The following is an 18,448-nucleotide window of genomic DNA, read 5'->3' as shown; positions in this document are numbered from 1 at the left end:
CTTCAGTAACCCGAGACGTCTGGCCAGCGCCTTTCCACACCGGTCGCGTCCAGACGGGCCTGGAACTCGTTCAGCAGGGCAGGACTGTTACGGACGGCTCGAGGAGAAGTGTTGCGGTCCAGGCAGAACCCGGCCAGGGCACCGGCCACCTCGCCGATGTTCCACTCCACCGGATGCAGTCGGTAGGCGCCGTTGGTGATGTGAGTGGTACCGATGTTCTTCCCGGCCGGCAGCAGGTTCTCCATGCGGCGCGGGATCAGGGCCCCGAGGGGAATCTGGAAGGGGCAGCAGCCGACGTCGATGTAGGTGTCGCCGCCGGTGGAGGGATGCAGGTCGATCCGGTACATCCCGACGCCTACGGAGTCCTCGTACTCCACCGCGCCCTTGCCACCGCGGACACTCAGCGCCAGATCCTGCTCCACTACGGTGTACTCGGCCCGGATTCGCCGGGACTCACGAATGTAGGGCGCCATCGCCAGGCCGTCGGCGCTGCCGGTGATGTCTCCCCGCAGCCGCAGCCGGGGGTGGCCGGTACCACCGTCGGCCCGCGGTGCCTCGGTCTGCAGCCAGTAGAACATGGCCTTGGACAGCTCGCGGGCCTTGTCGAGGTGCTGCTGCGCATCGGCCACATCGATCACCGGGCTCAGCCAGTAGTCGATCATCGGCCAGTTCACCAGACAGATGTCGCTGTCGTAGGCCCCCGGGACGAACATGCGCCGGGCCGCGATCCGGCGGAATGTCCAGAGGTTCTGATCGCCTCCGCTGAGCCGTTGATCGGCCACCACCCGCAACGGGTCGTCGTCCGGGTTGGGCGTGAAGTCCCGCGAACCCCGGGTGAGAGTACGCGGGTTCGGGGCGTCCAGCGACAGCAATGGGCCGCCCCAGAAGTCCGGTGTGTAGGAGCGCCAGAAGTCGTAACCCTCCGGCTTGTCGATCACCTGCTCGCCCGGTCCTTCGTCCACTGCGAAACATACCGAGACCGCCTGCATGTTGGCCGGCTGCGTCTCCTGCGGCGCACTTGGCTCACCGGTGTCCAGCCTCGACTCGAACCCGGTGACGTACTCGGTGCCGGTGAGCGGCAGCAGATCGCCGGTCTCGGTGGCGTCCAGCACGTAGTCCGCGGTGACGTCGATCTTTTCGCCACTGTCACGATGAGTCAGGGTCACCCCCAGGACGCGGTCATTCTGTGTCTGCGCGGCTGTCGGGCGGTAGGGCTGCAGCAGCTTGAGCCGGCCCGAGCCCAGGTACGGCGCGAGCAGTTCGTCGATCACTGCCACGGCTACCCGGGGCTCGTGGCAGAGTCGGCTGACGTGGCCCGCCCCCGGGTTCAGTTCTCGGGTCTCACGAGCTGCCCGGGTGAGCGGATAGTTGCGGCGGTAGTAGTCACGGATCCGCTCGCGCAGGTCCCGGTACGACGCCGTGACGCCGAACCGCTCGACCCAGGTGTGCTCGTCCGGCGGGACAGCCTGACTGGTCAGCTGACCGCCGAGCCAGTCGAACTCCTCGGTGAGCACCACCGGCCGGCCGTTGCGCAGCAGGCTCAGCGCGGCCGCGACCCCGCCCAGCCCTCCTCCGACGACCAGCACCTCAGCATGTAGTTCAGGCACCGTTGCCCTGCTTTCTACTCGTCCTTCTGCGTCGCGGCGGGGCCAGCGTGGCCCCGGCCACGACCCGGCAGGGCAGCAGCCGCTGCGGGCGGTCCCCGGTACCGTCGATCAGCCCGGTGAGCACCTGCACAGCCTCTGCCCCCATCTGATGACGGGGAATCTCGAATCCGGTGAACTCCAGCCGTTTTCCACCCGGCCCTGGTCTGGTGGCCTGCCCCAGCGTGAGGACCGAAAGGTCCTGCGGCACCTCAAGACCACGATCACCGGCGAGCTGGGCCAACGCCACCGCATCGCTGTACTCCTCCACCAAGACCGCTGTGACCCCGTCCTGGAGCAGTGAATCCAGCGCGGCAGACAGATCCGGCCCGCGCTCGTGCCGGATGCCGACTTTGGCCACCGACGTTCCTTGCCGGAAGCCGGTCATCCGGTCCGACCAGGACTCCGGCCCGCCACCTTCCCCCAAGTAAGCCATTCGATCGTGCCCGAGACCTGCCGCCATGGTGACCAGTTCCTCGACAGCAGAACGATAATCGGCGCCGACATACGGAACCGGACCACCCGCGTCCTCACGCCGGCCGACCGACACGAACGGCAGGCCGTCGCTCAGCAGGCGCTGCAGATCTTCCGGATCGAGGGAGCGCCCGAGCAGAATGCACCCGTCAGCCAGCCGGATCCGGTTGCCCCCTTGGAAGATTCGCCGCCGTCCCTCAACCACCGGAGCACTGGTGAGCAGCAGCAGATCGCTGCCCTGGGCCTCGGCCTGTTCCTCGATGCCGACCAGGAAGGGATGATAGAAGTGGGCGCTCCCGGCCCCGAAAACCGGCTCGTATCCGAAGACCCCGATGATGCGGTTGTCCCGTGCGGCCAGCCGCCGGGCGATCGGGTCGGCGACGTATCCGCTTTCCTGGATCGCCCGCAACACCCGGTCCCGGGTCTCCGGCGCTATCCGCACCTCACCGTCGGCCCGGCCATTGAGCACCAGGGACACGGTGGCCTGGCTGACCCCGGTCATCCGGGCGATGTCGCGTTGGGTCAGACGACGCGGGGAGCCCATCGATTCTCGCTTCGTTGTCGGCTAATGCGCATTATCAGGGCGCTCTCACAGAGTGGACAGGCCGCGGCCCGGCGTCAAGAGTTTGACAGCATTTGCCGCCGCTGGGCGTATTGCCGTGATTAATTCGTATTAGCACCTTGCCGAAGCGGTCGCGATGCGCCGACGATGTGGGCCTGCTGCGCTCGCAGCTCTGCGAGCATCCCCGTGAGGAGGTCAACGATGACCGGTCTCGATCGGCGACAGCTCCTGCGTGGCGCTGTTCTGCTCGGCGGCACCGCCGCCACCCTCGGCAGCCAGGCACTGCCGGCCTCGGCCGCTCCCGGCGGTTTTCCCGACTACGAATACGTCGGAACGCCTTTCAACAAGGCGAACCTGGCCTACGCGCCCTCCCGCAAGGAGATCATCTTTCCCTGCATCCGCGGCGTGTACGACAAGATCGGCCAGCGTCTGGGGCGCTACTACCTCTACTACGCGCCGCACGAGAACCCGGGCGGCATCTGCCTGGCCTACGCAGACTCTCTGTCCGGCCAGTTCACCGAGTACCCGAACAACCCGATCGTCTCCAACCGCTGGGCCCCGCACTACGACGTGCAGCACGTCTCCTCGCCCCACGTCACCTGGGATGCCGCCACCAAGCGCTTCTTCCTGTACTTTCACGGCGACAACGCCAGCACCCGCCTGGCGATCTCGGCCAACGGCATCAACTTCAGCTACTACGGCGAGGTGCTCAACACCAGCATGATCCCGGGCACCAGCGAGACCTCGTACGCGCGGGTCTTCGAGCACACGGTGGCCGGCAAGAACAACAAGTACGTGATGCTGTTCATGGTCAACACCAGCGGCGTCCGGCGCATCTGCTGGGGCTGGTCACCCGACGGCAAGGCCTGGACCTACTCCCCCACCGCGCTGATCAACCCCGAGCCCGACGACGAGGCCAACATCTCCGGCCCGCACCTGCTCAAGCGCAACGGCACAGCCTACGTGGTCTACCACGGCAGCAAGGGCGACATGTACATCACCGACGTCGGGCCGAACTTCAATCAGGAGAACCACCTCGGAGTGTTCCACTCCGCACTCAGTGCTGCTCCCGACTCAGGCCGCTCGGCCGCCCCCTCGTTCGGCACCGACGGCGGGGTGAACTACATGTTCTACGAATCCGGCCCGCGCCTGCAGGCCCGTATCGCCGTAGCCCGGGAGATTTGAAGCGCTGATCTTGAAGGTGACGTTGCGATGTATCGGACCTCGTATCCGCGAGCGTGACAAGCCACTGCTCAAGCCCGGTCGAGCACCGCAGCGCCCACCGCCGTCAATCACCTCGTGGACGCCGGCGTGTTGCCTCCGGCGACCGCCGCTCAACGGAATCGGGTGTGGGTAGCGGACGACATCATCGGGGCGCTGGATGCTCAGGCTCCAGCAGCCTGATCCACGTACTCCTCGGGGCCGGCCTGCGCAGCAGCAGGGTCCATCCACGTCACCTGAACGCCTTGCTGCGCTCGAGGTCGGCCACCGGCAGGTTGAGAAAGACCATGCGGCCCGGGTGCTGGGCGCTGGTCATGATCGGGCCGCTCGGACAAGTGATGCGGTAGGTACGTACAAGGAGACCGCGTGCAACTGCGGTACTCATCGGCCGAGCCGAGGCCGACAGATCGCGCCGGGGCCCATCCCCCAGTGCACGGGGGATCTGCTTTCGCCGGGGTGAGGCTCCCGTGCATCTGACCGTGACGGAGTTCCGGTTGCTGTGTGAGCTCGCGCAGGCACACGGTCTGGCCCTGAGTCGCCAACGGCCGCTGGAAAAGGGCTGGGACAGGGATATTTCGGGGACGAGCGAATCGTGGACGTACACGTGCGCCGCCTGCGCACCAAGATCGAGCTCGACCCGACTGCCCCACGCATCGTGGTCACCGTGCGGGGTCTAGGCTACCGGCTCGACCTGGGGTGAAGATCCTACGGCCGGCCCGACGCCGGCGGATTCTCCTGTTCAGGTGTCGCTGGTGTGCTGGCCTTGGCGGTGGACCGGGACATGGTCGATACCATCAAGCAGGCGGTCAGGATCTTCGACCGCCCAATGGTGCAGCTTGCTCTGCGTCTGCCGTGCCGAACGATGGCTGGATCAGCTCTGGATCATGGTGATCGACTTCGAGGCGTTCACGATCTGCCCTGATCATGAACAGATCAGTCTGCGATCCGACGTCCACCGCTAGTCCGTTCGACCCCTAGCCGACCGGTTCCGGAAAACCAGTGGACGGCCGCGTACCCAGTCCTGCTACTTTCCGTTGATCTTCGGTGACGATGTCGAGGGGGCTTGGATCATGGCCGGTCAGCTACGCGTCATGGCGTTCAATGTTCAGCTCATGCCGTGGAAGGTCGCCGTCCTGGGTGAACGCCGTTCGCCCGACGCGCGGGAGCGGGCCGGGCGGGTCGCGGCCTCGATCCTGGCGCTGCCCCCGGCCCGGCAACCGCATGTGATCGCCTTCAACGAGGTGTTCGATGAAGGCGCCCGCGAGGTCCTGATCGACCAGCTCGGCGCCCTCTGGCCGTATCGGGCCGAGAAGATCGACGATGCCGACGTCACCACGCAGGATGACTCCGGTCTGATGCTGATCAGCCAGTTGCCGTTGCGCGACCTCAGCGGGCCGCCCGAGCACGACACGGTGCTGGAGAGGTTCTTCGGTACGGTGTGGAAGAACGTCGATGGCCTGGCGGCCAAGGGTTTCGGCATCGTCCAGGTGGATTCGCCGGACGAGGGCGCCGAGGTGCCGGTCACCATCGCCTTCACCCACATGCAGGCCTCCTACGACTCACCGGTGGAGTATGCCGAGGTGCGCGCGCAGCAGCTGGACCTGATCTGGGCGGGGTTGAAGGCGCTGCTCGATCGCGACGGGAGGTTCGAGGAGCACCTGGAACGGGCCTTCCTGATCGGGGATATCAATATCTCCGGCGACTCCCAGGCCGAAGGCGATGAGTGGGAGGACATTTTCCGTGATCAGGGCACCGCGCTCACCCGCAGCATGCACGACGTCTGGCGTGGCGCCATGCACCCGCCAGGCGACACCACCGACTACGACAAGGGTTACACCAACGTCGATCTGGAAACCGGTGTGCAGCAGCGGCTGGACTACATCGTCGCCGGGCAGGAGCGGCGGCAGTTCGTCCCCACGTCGGTTGTTCCGCATCACATCCGGATCTCGCAGCGCAACGCCAGCGATCACTTCGCGGTAGAGGCCGTTCTGCAGCGGCGCAGCCACCACTGCCAGCCCAGCGATGCGATCCGGTACGACAAGGTCCGGGACAACGACGGCCAAGGACTACCTACCAGCCTCACCCCGATCCGGGTCACCTTCGACCTGCCCGGCGCCTACCAGTGGATCTACGTGCCCGATCCCGGGACGTTCTCGCTCTGGGCCAGCGCGGACACCAGGTACGAGGTCTACCTCCGCAGCGATCTGAGTACGCCTCTGGAGCACCAGGGCGAAGTCAACGCCTCGGACCTGGACGGCACCGCGGAGGGCGACGTCCTGGCCCAGAACTCCTTCGACATCCCCGTTGCGATCGAGCCGGTGGGCCGGACGTTCGCCCCGCACGAGCCGTTCTTCATCGCGGCCACCACCAACCACAGTCGCACCGGCTCGCGGGCCGTCTTCGTCCTCGAACACAATGGCGCCACGCGCCAGACGGCGATCCTGCTCAACCCTCACCGTCCACTGACCTTGCCCTTCCCGGAGACGACCGTCCTGGGCAGCAACGACACGTGCTGGCTGCGAGCAACGATCCCCAGCACCTACGCCGGAACCCAATACGTGGAGTCGTTCGTCCTGACCACGGAGAACGTCGACCAGAAAACGACGTTCGCGCTCCTGGACTCCAACACCATCCAGCTCAATTCCGACCGCAGTGCCGACTCTAAACGATCCCTGGGTGTTCTCGTCCCCGGCCATCACCACGTCTTCCTGACCGTGCGCCGAAGCGCGGTCAACCCCGGCACGTACCAGGTGACCTGGCCCAGCCCGGTCAGTTACCTGATGCTGGACGCGCCGCTGGGCTTGTTCGTCAACGAGGAGACCGGGCTGACCGGAGCAGGCGCAGACGACATCGACCTGAAACTGGATCTGGACGGCGTCCGCATCTTCGAGGGCCGCTGGGACGATGCGGACACGGGAGAGCGCTGGCCGGGCCTGTACGAGGCGGTTGCGGCCACCCTTCGCCAAGCCAACCGTGGCCCATTCATTTACTGGCGGGCGGGTTTCGTGAACGACCTGGCTGTCACGTTCAAGGAGGTGGACTTCTCCTCCAGCGGTGCCAAGACACGGCGGGTCCTGCCGATCACCGCACAGGAGGGGGACGTGGAGCGGCGGCGTGTGGCACTGCAGGATGTCGACATCGCCGGCGACGGTCTCTACACGTTCTACTGCTCGCTCAGCCGATACCGCTAATCCTCCGCTGACTCGGCCCCAGTCGGGCCTGGACGCAGTCCCGCTTGTCAGATACCACAGCCACCTAGGTGGTGAAATTGCAAGTACTCATCATCACGGTCGCGCAGGCGGACTGTGCATGATGTCCGGGTCATGAGCCATGGCGCGGTGATGCGCTGGATCAGCGTCGCCGACCAGGGGAAATCGCCGCGATACCCCGGGGGTGGGATCGCCGCTGCCCTCGAGGAGGCGACTGTCGAGATGAAATCCTTCATAAGCCTTTTCGACTTTCATCAGACCAGTGGCTACCTGGTCTGCAATGCGGGCCGAGGCGTGCTCGCGGCCTACCGCTGACCTGTAGAATTACCGCCACGAGTGGGTTGACGGCATGACGAGTACGGGGGCGTACCAGCATGATGGACCACGACAGGCCGACTTCGGTGGACGTGGCAGGCGCGGCCCTGGACATCGGTGCCACGAACACGCGCCTGAAGTTCGTGTCCGGGGAATCGGGTGATGTGGTCACCACCCGCTTCGACACCGGCGACTTCGCCTCCATCGACCACCTTCTCGTCGCTACCCTCTCGCACACCAGGATCGACCCCACCCACCTGGTGCTGTCGGTCGCCGGGCCGGTCGACAGCGGCGGGGCCGCACAGATGACGAACTGCCCCGAGTGGCCGGTCTTTCGGTCCGTCGAGTTCGCTCGTTCCCACAACCTTCGCGTGGATGTCATGAACGACATGACCGCTGCTGCCTACGGCGCCCGTTCGGTCTCTCGCTCGGCCTTACGTACCGTTCTGGCCGGCGCAACCCAGCGGCCCGTGTTCCCTCTTCTCGTCGCCTCGATCGGATCTGGAGTAGGCAGCGCCTGGATCGGCGTCGAAGAGGCCCCGATCTGCTCGGAATCCGGGCACGTTCTCTGGCAGCCCTTCACCGAACCGGAATTCGACTACCTCACCTACCTGCGGCAGGTGAACCCCGGGCGCCCCATTTCCGTGGAGATGGCGATCGGCGGGGCCGACGGCTTCAGCCGCCTTCTCCGTTTCGCCCAGCACCGAGGCATGATCGAGCAGAACACCGCAGTCCTTGATGAGCCAGCCCCAGCACGTCTGCTGAGTGCTGCCGGGAAGGGTGACGAGCAGGCAAAGCTCGCTCTTGACATCTTTCTCGGTATCTTCGGCAGGTACCTGCGGGATCTGACTCTCGTGGATCTCATCGGCCATGGCCAAGGGAGCATTCTCCTCACCAGCGGTGTCATCCACACACCAGGCATGCTCGAGCATCTATCTGACAGCGATGTCTTCCAGCAGGCATTCTGGGGAGAGGAGTCGACTCATGCACGCTTCATGCACCGGGTCGGCATTTTCGCCGGCGGGGACAAGGAATTAGCCTTGCAAGGAGCCTTCAGCTTCCTTACGGACGGTTGGTGAGCGAACCGGCTCGGCACGACATGGTCAGTGAGCCACCATCACCCGGTTCTGCAACTGGTCCTCCAGCTTTCGCCCGTCCATCCCCATCGGATAGGTCATCAGGGCCCGTCGTCTGAGAGCCGGCTCGACAATGCGCCATCCCTCGGCGACAGTCTCGAACGACTGGAATCGGACGTGATCACGGAATAGGCCGTCCGTCAGCAGTTGTGCGTAGGATCCCAGAGCGAAGTCCTCATGGCTGCACAGGGCCCGGTACGGCAGATCCCTCAGTGAGCCCACCGCAGCTACGAGTTCACGGCCTTCGCCGGTTGCGCTCAGGCTCAGGTGTTGGCCGAAACCCAGGGTCACGGTGGACGAACGACTGTCACGCAGTTCCAGAACCACGTCAATACAGTTGTGCTTGAGCGCTTTCCCCGAACTCAGGACGACCGGAACGTCTCGCCACTCGGGCAGGTCAACTGCCATCTGCACAGCAACGAAGGTCTCCGTGGTAGAACTCGGCGAGACCGCATCCTCACGACGGTATCCCTCATACTGGCCTCGGACCACCAGGTCCGGATCCAGGGTCTGCACCGCGCCAAGGAACCGCTGTGTCTCGGCCCGGAACACCCGGTCAGGGGCTGCCCGGCGCCCGGACTCCGCAGTGGGTCTGACTGCGAGCATTGCTGCCAGTTGCAGCAGATGGCTCTGCACCACATCCCGGACGGCGCCGACTCCGTCATAGAAGCGTCCTCGGCCCTGAAGCCCTCGGGTCTCGCTGTGACGGATCGTCATTCGTTCGATGACTTCTCGGTCCAGCAGTCGTGAGAAGGCAGGACTCACCGATCGCGCGGACATGGCCTCAAGCATCGAGCGTTTGGCCAGGTAGTGATCGATCCGGAAAATGGCTTCCTCGGAGGCGAGACGGCGCAGGTGACTCTCAAGATGCCGGGCCGAGGCAAGATCCACCCCGAACGGCTTCTCGATCATCAGCGCCGCCGCCTCCGTGAGGCCGATCTTCGACATCTGGTAGGCGACCGCAGCTGTCAGGGACGGCGGCAGCGCGAAGAAGAAGGTCGGCCGGTAGCCTCGACAACGTTGGCCCAGGTCAACGTAGGCAGCTCGGGTGCGCAGGTCGCTGACGAAGAAGTCCATCCTGTGCATCAGCCGGTGCAAGACGTCAGAACTCGGACGAGGATGCGCGGCGGTGATCGACTTCATCACCATCGCAGTGAATCCGTCCCGCGCCAGCGCACCGGTGACAACGATCGGCAGATGAAGCCTTCCAGCTCGTTCGAGCTCGTACAGCGCCGGATAGATCTTACGGAAGGCCAAGTCACCCGTTCCACCAAGAATGACGAGTGCATCAGATGGTGGCACAAACCTTCGCGAAATGCCCTCTCCTGACTCTGTCAGCCCGTTCACTGGAACCTCGCAATGCCTCTGGGCCCGGGTTACGCTGGATGGTAGCCAGTTCTCGCTGCGAAAGGGGGTTCATTGGTGCCGGACGAAAATCTTGAACAGATTGCTTCGGCATTAGTTGCAAACAGTGTGGACCGCCCACAATCGGGAGTCCAGTCCTCGTGGCATCGTCTGATCGAACTGGTCGAGGACGAACTGCAGCCAAAAGATCCTGACCAGAATGCTTTTCCGCTGCCCACCAGGGCGTCCGGCCACTCCGGTGTGAGAGTCGTCAGGAACGCGCTCGAAGTCGCTGTCGCCCAGAATCCAGCCTTCGGAGAAAGACTGAACGGCCTCTGGGTGCTGGTGCAGACCGACCTCTCGACCGCGGCCAATGACCAGGGCCCCTTCGCCTACGGCGAGGTAGCCGCCCCTCCCACCGGAGTGCTGCCCACCGGGCGGACATCACAGCTGTCCGCAGCACTGCCGGTGCCCCAGCAAATGCCCATCCAATCAGCCAACTTCGTCGGTCGGGTGGCCGAACTCGAACGACTCGACCACGCCCTGACCGACTACCTCGCCGGTGCCGCTCCTTCAGTCGTGGCCATCTGCGCACTCGCGGGAGCAGCCGGCGTCGGGAAGACCGCCCTAGCCCTGCAGTGGGCGCACCGCGCGCGTGAGCACTTCCCCGACGGAAGCCTGTACGTCAACCTTCGAGGATTCGGTCCGGGCAAGGCGATCCTGCCCGGCGAGGTCCTGGACGAGTTTCTCCGGTCCATGGGTGTCGAGGCCGGGCGCATCCCCCGGGAGCTCGACGCGAAGGCGGCCTTGTACCGGTCGCTGCTGGACGGACGTCGCATGCTCGTTGTTCTGGACAACGCCCGGAACTCCTACCAGGTCCGACCGCTCCTGCCCGGTTCCTCGTCCAGCTTCGTGGTCGTCACCAGCCGCAACAACCTGACCGGGCTGGTGGCCAAGGACGGAGCCACCCGGATCGTTCTGAAGCTGCTGGACATGGAGGCCGCGCTGGCTCTGCTGATCAGGCTGGTCGGTAGCTCGCGGGTAAACGCCGAGCCCCGGATGGCCGAGGAGATCATCTTCCAGTGCGGGTATCTACCTCTGGCACTGCAGATTGCCGGCCAGCGAGCCTCCACCGAGCCCGATCTCTCGCTGCGGGAACTGGTCACCGAACTGGCGGACGAGCGAGACCGTCTGGACCTGCTCCACTCCGAGGACGACGACATGGGCCTGCGCACGACATTCTCGTGGTCGTACAAGGCTCTACCGGACGACACTGCACGGCTCTTCCGGCGTCTTGGTCTTCATTTCAGTGGTGAGTTCCCGATCAACGCGGCAGCCGCCCTCGGCGGTGTGACACCGGGTGAGGCCCGGCGCCACCTCAACGCCCTGGCCGAGCTCAATCTCCTGGAACGTCTTCCCAGCAACCGGTTTCGCTTCCACGACCTGGTCCGCTACTACGCCGCAGAACGGGCTCAGGACGAGGAGAGCGACAGCGAACGGCAGGAGGCGCTTGCTCGCTGTCTGGCCTGGTACCTGCATGCCGCTGATGCCGCCAATCGTTCACTCATGCCCCAACGACGCAAGATCGATATCCAGGAACCGTCAGCGCAGGTCGTGGTCCCCGACTTCGAGGACGCGGCCTCGGCTCTGATCTTCTGCCACACCGAGCGCAGCCATCTGCTCCAGGCCACCCAGTACGCCCACCTTCACGGCAAGCACGACGTCGCCTGGCAGATCCCGGTCGTCCTGTGGAGCTACTTCAGCCTGAACCGGCTTCTGGACGACTGGATCGCTTCTCACGACCTGGGCCTGACCAGCGCCCGATCGTCCCAGGACGTACCCGGTCAGGGCTGGACACTGAACAGTCTGGGCAATGCCTACCGCGAACTGAAGGACTACGACAGAGCGATCGAGTGCTGGCGTGAGGCGCTGGAACTCCGCCGTCGCACCGGCGACCGGTACGGTGAAGGTACCTCGCTGAACAACCTGGCCAATGCCTACCGTCGTAAAGGTGAGTACGAACTCGCTCTTCGCTACTCGAAGAGAGCGCTCAAAATCCACATCGAGGTGGACGACCAGTGGAACCAGGCGATCGACCTGAACTCGATCGGAAACACCTACCGGGCACTCGATGACCAGGTCAGAGCTCTGGAGTCCTGGGAAGAGGCTCTGCGGATCCAGTCCGAGATCGGCGACGACTTCGGTGTCGGCAAGTGCCTGTCCCACATCGGGCTGCTCCAGTTGGATCAGGAAAGGTATCGCGAGGCAGTCACCACCCTGGTCAGGGCCATGGACATCCAGCGCCGCATCAGTGACCGGTCCGGGCAGGGCGTCACGGCCCTTGGCCTGGGTACTTCGCTGCTGCGACTGGGGCTGGTGCAGACCAGCGTCGAATGGCTCGAACTCGCAGTGGCGACCTTCGAACGTCTCGGCGACCAGCGCGTCACGGACGCACGCGAACTGCTTGCCTCCGCCGGTCGGGGGCAACCACTCAGGTAGACGAGTTGTCAGGCATCCGGCGGCCAGAAGCTCTCGGGTTCCTGGCCTTCGGCCAGCCGCCGTAGATCCGTGAGCTGACGGGTCAGCCACTCTCCTGGACTGTAGATGTCCGTGGCTGCCGCAAGTCCGGCGGCTCGGTGCTCCCGCTCCTGCTCGGGCATCCGGAGAGCCCGATACAAAGCTGAGACGGTCTGGCCGACGTCCGAGGGGTCTCGGAGCCGAACGCAGTGTCGCTGGAGAAGGTCCGCGCTGCCGGTCCGGTCTGACAGCACCAAAACTCCAGCCTGCGCGTTGAGCAGGGCCCCCTCCCGCGCCACCAGGTTCATCCCATCGTTCACAGCATTGACCAGTAGGACGTCGTAGAGCGTGAGCGCAGCCACGGCGCGATGGGCATCCTGCCCGAAGTGCACCATCACGCTGCCCGGGTACTTCGTCGCCGTGCGGTCCAGAACGGCCTGGACCTGGTCCAGGTAGCGGGCGTACTCGGGAACAGAAGTTCGCGATGGGACCAGGCAGGCCAGGAAGCAGACGTCGGAACGAAGATCCGGATGCTGGTCGAGGAGAGCCTCGAATGCCTCGAATCCGCGGATGAGGTTCTTCGCGGGGTCTGCCCGGTCGACCCGGCAGATCACGCGCCGGCCCGCCACCTGATGCCGAAGACTCGCCTGCCATTGCCGTGTCGTGTCGGCGTGTGCCAGTCGGGTCAGGCGCCTGGCCCCCAGAGGAACCGGCAGGACCCGAACCCACGTCGTTCCCCACGCATGGCGGATCCGGCCAGAGCGATGGTGAACCTGCACGGAGCAGAGATCCTCGCAGGTCCTCAGGAACTCCTCTGCCCAGCGTCGGCTCTGGAACCAGATCAGATCCGCACCCAGTACTCCGGTGAGCAGGCTCCTCACTTCGCCCGCAGGGTCGTCCCTGGGCGAAGTCCGGACCCATGGCGTATGGAGGAAGAATCCGACCGGGCCTGACCATCCACGCAACAAGGCCGGGGCGGCGAGGAACTGGTAGTCGTGGAAGATCACCGGGGTGCGCACCGAACCGGCCGCGCTCGTCACTGCTGAGGTGATCGCTCGCTGCACTTCGGTGTTGTGATCACGAGCGGTGCTGAGCTCCGGTCGGTAGGTGAAATGCTCACTCTGGAACAGGCCGTGCAGCAGAGGCCAGGCGAAGCGGGCGCCGAACTCGTTGTAGTAGCCGTCGTAGACATCAGGGTCCTGCATGACCGGTACGAAGCGCCCCATCCCCAGGTCGATCAGGTTCAGGTCGGCCGATCGCAGGTCGGCAGGGTTCGTGGTCGGTGCCAGCCAGAGCGCCGGCAGGGCTCCCTCCTGCAGTCCTTCCCGCAGAAGAGCGGTGACGCTGCCCGGCCTTTCCTGGGCCTGGCGGCCGTCTGCGCTCATGGTCACCGGCCCTCGGTCGGAGACCAGAACGAAGCTGTCCGGCTGCGGTCCCCTCACGCCGCGGACGACTTCTGAACAGCTCCGAATGCCAGGTCGTGGGCAATTCCCAGGTGGACGGTCTCCACCACGCCGTAGTCGGGCGAATTCACCAGGATGGCGACGTCGACCAGTTCTCGCGCTTGCCCTCCGTCCACACCCAAGAGACCAATTCTGGCGCAACCCATATCCCGGGCAGCTCGCAGTCCGGCGACGATGTTCGCGGAATTTCCGCTCACACTGATGGCAACAACAAGATCCACAGGATCCAGAAGAGCCTTGATCTGCAGAGCCAGGGCCTCCGTATAGTCAGCATCGTTGGACCAGGCTGTCAGCAGACCCAGACTGTCCGTCAGAGCAGCAGCCCGGAAACGCCGCCAGGTACGCGGCAGGGAATACGGCATCCGGGTCAGGTCGCAGGCGAAATGTGCTGCTGTGGTTGCACTTCCACCATTACCCATGAGATAGATACGACCGCCGCTCTCATTGACCGCATGAAGCAGATCGACCGCCCGCCGCATTTGCTGCCGGTCGACCTGGCGGCAGGCTTCGACCGTCCGCTCAAGAACGCCGAACCCGTGGCGTGGTGCGGTGCCATCCAGGCCATCTTCGGAACTGCCATGATCAATGGCCACCCTGAGACCTCCCCGGCCCGAAATCCGACGGCCCGTCTCGCAGTATAGACCCGCGAGTAACTCATCGGCGAGGGTGCAGAATACTCATGAAGCCATACCGCCCGGACGACACCGCTGCCAGCGTTCCGAACGTGAGGACATAAGAGGGGCACGGCATGACCAGGTTCCCGATATCCCAGGACAGCAGGGCCATTCTGCTGGGTTCATCGAGCTTTACCGACCCTCGACTGAGCAGCATTCCCGCCGTTTCCAGGAACATCCGGGAGTTCAGACGCCTCCTGATCTCGCCGTACGGCAGCTGCCTGCCCGCTCCCAACTGCTCCACTCTGGACGACATCGACACGGTCTCCTCCTTCGGCCTGGCCTTGGAAGCGGAGACGGCAGCCTGCCAGGACCTGTTCCTCCTCTACTTCGCCGGCCACGGGTTGATCGACGATCAGGGTGCGCTCCACCTGGCCATCCGCTCCACGAACCTCCAGTACCCGCACTGGACAGCGATCCCCTACGCTCTCGTACGCCGTACCGTCTCTCGTTCCCCGGCGCGCAACCGGATCGTCATCCTGGACTGCTGCTTCTCCGGACGCGCCTTGGACGCGATGAGCGACGAAACCTCGGCGCTGCTGGGCCAGCTCGAGATTGCCGGTGCAATCACCCTGACTTCCGCCCCCGCCAACTCACCGTCGTTCGCACCGCAGGGTGAGACCTTCACCGCCTTCTCCGGCATCCTGTTCTCACTGCTCGGCCGAGGCATCCCGGACGGCACCACGGTCCTGACGCTGGCCGCGCTCTTCACCGAACTACAGCAGCGGATGGCCCGGCAGGGTCTGCCGCAACCACAACGCATGGGCTCAGGAAACGTCGAGTTGCTCGCCCTGGCACTCAACAACTGGTCAACCACGCCGGCGCCGGACACCCTTGATCAACGTGGTCTCCTCGCCCAACGACTTCGTGAGGCGCTCGACCGGGGCCATCGCGGAGACTGGGGCTCGGCCCGGGCTCTGCTCGAGCGACTCGTGGCCGACTTCGCCAGGCCCCTGGGAGAAACCACGCCCGTGAGCCTGATGGCGAGAGAAGCGCTGGCTCACGCGACCGGCCAGGCCGGCGACACCCGGTTGGCAATCCAGATGTACCGCACGCTCGTGGACGACCACAGCGAACGTTTCGGGACCGAGGACCACAACACTCTTGCCGTCCTGGACGGCCTCGCCCACTGGCTGGGTTCCTCCGGCGACACGGACGAGGCGCTCAAAGTGCTGAACCAGCTCTACGACTCCCGGCTGCGAAAACTCGGCCGGCATCATCCTGACGCGCTCGGCGTTCGCTGGCAGATCGCCCGTCTCCACGGCCTTTCCGGAAGAGCCGCCGCCGCTGCCGAAGCGTTCACGGAACTCGCCAAGGAGTACGCCGATGCCTTCGGTGCCGCTCACCCGGACGTTGCGGCTGCACGGAATAATGCCACGTACTGGTCCGGCCCAAGCACCTCGGCGCCAGACTCGCCGTCCCCCGAAGATCCTTGTCTCTGAACGTAACCGCGCCGACGAAGGAGCCAGTGTGCAGGCCATCATCGAAGTCCAGGCCGACGCTGTACCGAGTTTCATCGACTGGATCGCCAGGGAGCGCCTGGACACTGTGCGCGTTGCCCGCTGCACCTTGCCAGGACCGTCCGAGCAGATGGGAGCCGACGTCCAAACCCTGGAACTCTTCCTCTCTCCTGTCGTGCTCACCGCGGTGGCTACGTCCATCACCGTCTGGCTGCGCAGCCGCACCTCGCACGTCAGGATCAGGATCCGTACGGCGACGAGGGACATCGAGGTGAACAGCAGCCACACGCCCGACACCGAGCAACTCATACGTGAGGCGCTGCGTCTGTCCTCGGAGACCGAGCCGAATCAAGGAGATTAGGGTGTGTCCTGCGGACGTGCGCGACTCCCCGCCCTCAACCTCGCCCAGGCCCTCCACCAGCACGAAGCGACCCCGGTCATCTACGACCCCACCGGCGTCGAGGCCGCCGTGTGCTCCCACCGCACCTGCCCTACGCCGACGATGTCCTCTCAGCGATGAAGTACACCAACCTCGTCGTCCTAGCCACCGAGTGGCCGGCCTTCACCCACGACGAGCAGTTACCCGCGGCCGGAGCCGCGATCGTGCGCCGACGTGTCCTCGTCGACGTGCGCACCGCCGTCCAGGAAACCCCCTGGCTGCAGGCTGGATGGACGATCTGGCAACTCGGCCGCCCCGTCCAGCGACCCACCCGCCAGCTCTGACCTGCCCGAACCGGCCGACCGCACCCGGCCGGTAAGCACGCCCGCCCACACGAAAGGGGAACACTCCGATGGACACCGTCGATAGACGAGCCCACCCGATCCACCACCTCAGGCTCAGGGACGAACGGCGCTGCCGCGCCACCACCAGCGACATCCAGCAACTCCTGCTGGTCTCCAAGGTCGGCGAGGAAGCAGGAGAGCTATACCGGCGCTACCGCGGCTGGGGATCCGACGGGCACGTCACCGCCGAACTCGGCGAGGTCCAGGACGAACTCTGCGCAGCGATCATGGCCGGGTTCGTCGCACTCGACCACATCAGCCCCAACAGCACCCCGGCAGCCCACTGGCTCCAGTACCTGGACTACGGATACCAGCGAGCCCTGCGCGAGAACGCCAAGCACCCGAACGAGATGGCTCTTGACCAGGTATAGCCAGCAGCACCAGGCAAACTGGCCCTCGCCTACACGACAGAGCACCGGTGCGCGAACCGCGATCACGGCGGCCAGGCGTTGGCGCCGAGGCCGAGGCCGCCAGCGGCCGAACGAGATGAAGGATGGCGCCTGGCTCGCTGGTTACGTGCCGAGGCCGACGGCTCGGGCATCAGCTACATCATCATCTTCGACGGCGGCAAACGGGCCCGTCGGCAGCGCTCGAGGACGACGGCGAACCTATTCCGATGGAGGCGTTTACGACCCTGCGGACGCCACCAGTCCTGAGTTTGGTCAATCGCTTAGTGCCTGAGTCCGTGGCTGGCGGATCGCATCCAGAATGGCCTTCTGTTCTGGGCTGATCTGTGGCGGGAAGGTCTGCTTGGTGCCGTTGATCGCGATCGTGGCCGAACGCAGCGGCCGGAGTTGGCGGACGATGGAGCGGATGCCGAGGCCGGCGCGGGCCTGGGTTTCGCGGACCACGGCCAGGGCGTTGAAGACCAGGGTGAGGTGGGCTTCGATCGCGTCCTGGGTGTGGACGTGCATCGGCCGGGCCGCGAGGTCGGTCTTGGAGAGCCGGAACGACTGCTCAACGTGCCACAGATCGTGATAGCTGGAGATCACTTCGCGGGCGCTCATCAGGGTGGCGGGGATGTTCGAGACGTAGCCTTTGAGCCCGGCCAGGCGGCGGGCGCGGGCCAAGGCCGCCTCGTCCAGGACGGTGGCGTCACCCTTGATGGTCACGAACCTTGGTGTTCGCGCGGTCTTCTCGCCATCGACGACGGCCCGGGCGCGGTTCTCCTGGGCGGTGAGGGTCTTGGCGTCCCGGGCTGAGCGTCGGGCGCTGAAGGCCCAGACCGCCCGCCAGGACCTGGGATGCTCATCGCGGTTCCAGACGGGCTCGGCCTTGGTGGCGGGGTCGTTCTCGATGGTCCGGGTGGTCTTCGGGGTGATCGTGTCGATGACCTGCCCGTCAGTGAAAGCGTCTCCGTGCCAGCGGAAGTGGGAGGCCAGGTCGATGGGTGCCTTGGTGGTGCGGGAACCCACGATGAACCCGAACCCGGCCTCATCCAGTTCCCGCAGGTTGCCGGCCGAGAGCATCCCGGCATCGGCGACGACGACCATGCGCTCGAGGTGGTGGCGTTCCTTGAACTGCCGGATGATCGGCAGGATCGTCGTGGTCTCAGCGGTCAGTCCTTCGAAACAGCCGATCTCCAGAGGGAACCCGCCTCGATCCACGAGCAGGCCGACCACGATCTGCGGATCGACGCGGCGTTCC

15 protein-coding genes and 1 pseudogene are annotated in these 18,448 nt (G+C 65.3%); 10 read left to right on the top strand and 6 right to left on the bottom strand.

All coding sequences use genetic code 11. The features are described from left to right. Positions 1-2: 2 nt before the first annotated feature. Together LR394_RS34960 and LR394_RS34955 are read right to left on the bottom strand one after the other, a co-directional pair. Entirely contained in the window at positions 3-1,607 is a 1,605-nt protein-coding gene (locus LR394_RS34960; protein WP_231448964.1) for an FAD-dependent oxidoreductase, read from the bottom strand. Further along, entirely contained in the window at positions 1,600-2,661 is a 1,062-nt protein-coding gene (locus LR394_RS34955) for a LacI family DNA-binding transcriptional regulator (protein WP_231448963.1), read from the bottom strand. Before LR394_RS34955 ends, LR394_RS34960 begins: the two co-directional genes overlap by 8 nt. A 219-nt stretch (positions 2,662-2,880) precedes the next feature. Between LR394_RS34955 and LR394_RS34950 the strand changes: the two genes are divergently transcribed. The 5 genes and pseudogenes from LR394_RS34950 (at position 2,881) to LR394_RS34930 (ending at position 8,503) form a co-directional block, all read left to right on the top strand. Beyond that, positions 2,881-3,864, top strand: coding sequence for a glycoside hydrolase family protein (locus LR394_RS34950; protein WP_231448962.1), 984 nt, complete (start codon positions 2,881-2,883; stop codon positions 3,862-3,864). Between the two features lie 485 nt (positions 3,865-4,349). Further along, positions 4,350-4,600, top strand: a pseudogene (locus LR394_RS43820) (winged helix-turn-helix domain-containing protein); the annotation flags it as partial. Between the two features lie 391 nt (positions 4,601-4,991). Beyond that, entirely contained in the window at positions 4,992-7,091 is a 2,100-nt protein-coding gene (locus LR394_RS34940; protein ID WP_231448960.1) for an endonuclease/exonuclease/phosphatase family protein, read from the top strand. A 132-nt stretch (positions 7,092-7,223) separates the two neighbouring features. Next, positions 7,224-7,424, top strand: coding sequence for a hypothetical protein (locus tag LR394_RS34935; RefSeq protein WP_231448959.1), 201 nt, complete (start codon positions 7,224-7,226; stop codon positions 7,422-7,424). Positions 7,425-7,483: 59 nt separating this feature from the next. Continuing rightward, positions 7,484-8,503, top strand: a complete 1,020-nt coding sequence (locus LR394_RS34930; protein WP_231448958.1) for a glucokinase — start codon at positions 7,484-7,486, stop codon at positions 8,501-8,503. A gap of 24 nt (positions 8,504-8,527) precedes the next feature. Here the strand turns inward: LR394_RS34930 and LR394_RS34925 are convergent, their stop codons facing one another. Beyond that, positions 8,528-9,907, bottom strand: coding sequence for a hypothetical protein (locus tag LR394_RS34925; RefSeq protein WP_231448957.1), 1,380 nt, complete (start codon positions 9,905-9,907; stop codon positions 8,528-8,530). Between the two features lie 336 nt (positions 9,908-10,243). Here LR394_RS34925 and LR394_RS34920 point away from each other — a divergent pair, with 336 nt between their 5' ends. Beyond that, entirely contained in the window at positions 10,244-12,403 is a 2,160-nt protein-coding gene (locus LR394_RS34920) for an ATP-binding protein (RefSeq protein WP_231448956.1), read from the top strand. An 8-nt stretch (positions 12,404-12,411) separates the two neighbouring features. Here the strand turns inward: LR394_RS34920 and LR394_RS34915 are convergent, their stop codons facing one another. After that, positions 12,412-13,863, bottom strand: coding sequence for a trehalose-6-phosphate synthase (locus LR394_RS34915; RefSeq protein WP_231448955.1), 1,452 nt, complete (start codon positions 13,861-13,863; stop codon positions 12,412-12,414). Beyond that, on the bottom strand, positions 13,860-14,477 hold the full coding sequence (locus LR394_RS34910) for an SIS domain-containing protein (RefSeq protein WP_231448954.1): 618 nt from the start codon (positions 14,475-14,477) through the stop codon (positions 13,860-13,862). Before LR394_RS34910 ends, LR394_RS34915 begins: the two co-directional genes overlap by 4 nt. A gap of 155 nt (positions 14,478-14,632) precedes the next feature. Between LR394_RS34910 and LR394_RS34905 the strand changes: the two genes are divergently transcribed. The 4 genes from LR394_RS34905 to LR394_RS34890 all read left to right on the top strand — a co-directional run bounded on the left by LR394_RS34905 (position 14,633) and on the right by LR394_RS34890 (position 17,172). Then, complete coding sequence (locus LR394_RS34905) at positions 14,633-16,000, top strand: caspase, EACC1-associated type (RefSeq protein ID WP_231448953.1); 1,368 nt, start codon at positions 14,633-14,635, stop codon at positions 15,998-16,000. 28 nt (positions 16,001-16,028) lie between these two features. Next, a complete protein-coding gene (locus tag LR394_RS34900; RefSeq protein ID WP_231448952.1) occupies positions 16,029-16,379 on the top strand; it encodes an effector-associated constant component EACC1 in 351 nt (116 codons plus the stop codon). A gap of 155 nt (positions 16,380-16,534) precedes the next feature. Next, complete coding sequence (locus tag LR394_RS34895; RefSeq protein ID WP_231448951.1) at positions 16,535-16,741, top strand: hypothetical protein; 207 nt, start codon at positions 16,535-16,537, stop codon at positions 16,739-16,741. 68 nt (positions 16,742-16,809) lie between these two features. Then, entirely contained in the window at positions 16,810-17,172 is a 363-nt protein-coding gene (locus tag LR394_RS34890) for a hypothetical protein (protein WP_231448950.1), read from the top strand. 291 nt (positions 17,173-17,463) lie between these two features. On the opposite strand, the gene LR394_RS34885 is transcribed toward LR394_RS34890, so the two are convergent. Beyond that, positions 17,464-18,448: IS1634 family transposase (locus LR394_RS34885; protein ID WP_231448949.1), on the bottom strand; the 985-nt coding region annotated here is incomplete at its 5' end.

It is taken from the genome of Kineosporia babensis, from assembly GCF_021129305.1.
In the GTDB taxonomy this organism is placed as follows: Bacteria; Actinomycetota; Actinomycetes; order Actinomycetales; family Kineosporiaceae; genus Kineosporia; species Kineosporia babensis.
Note: the sequence above shows the minus strand (reverse complement) of the source record. Positions and strands in the feature narration are given on the sequence as shown.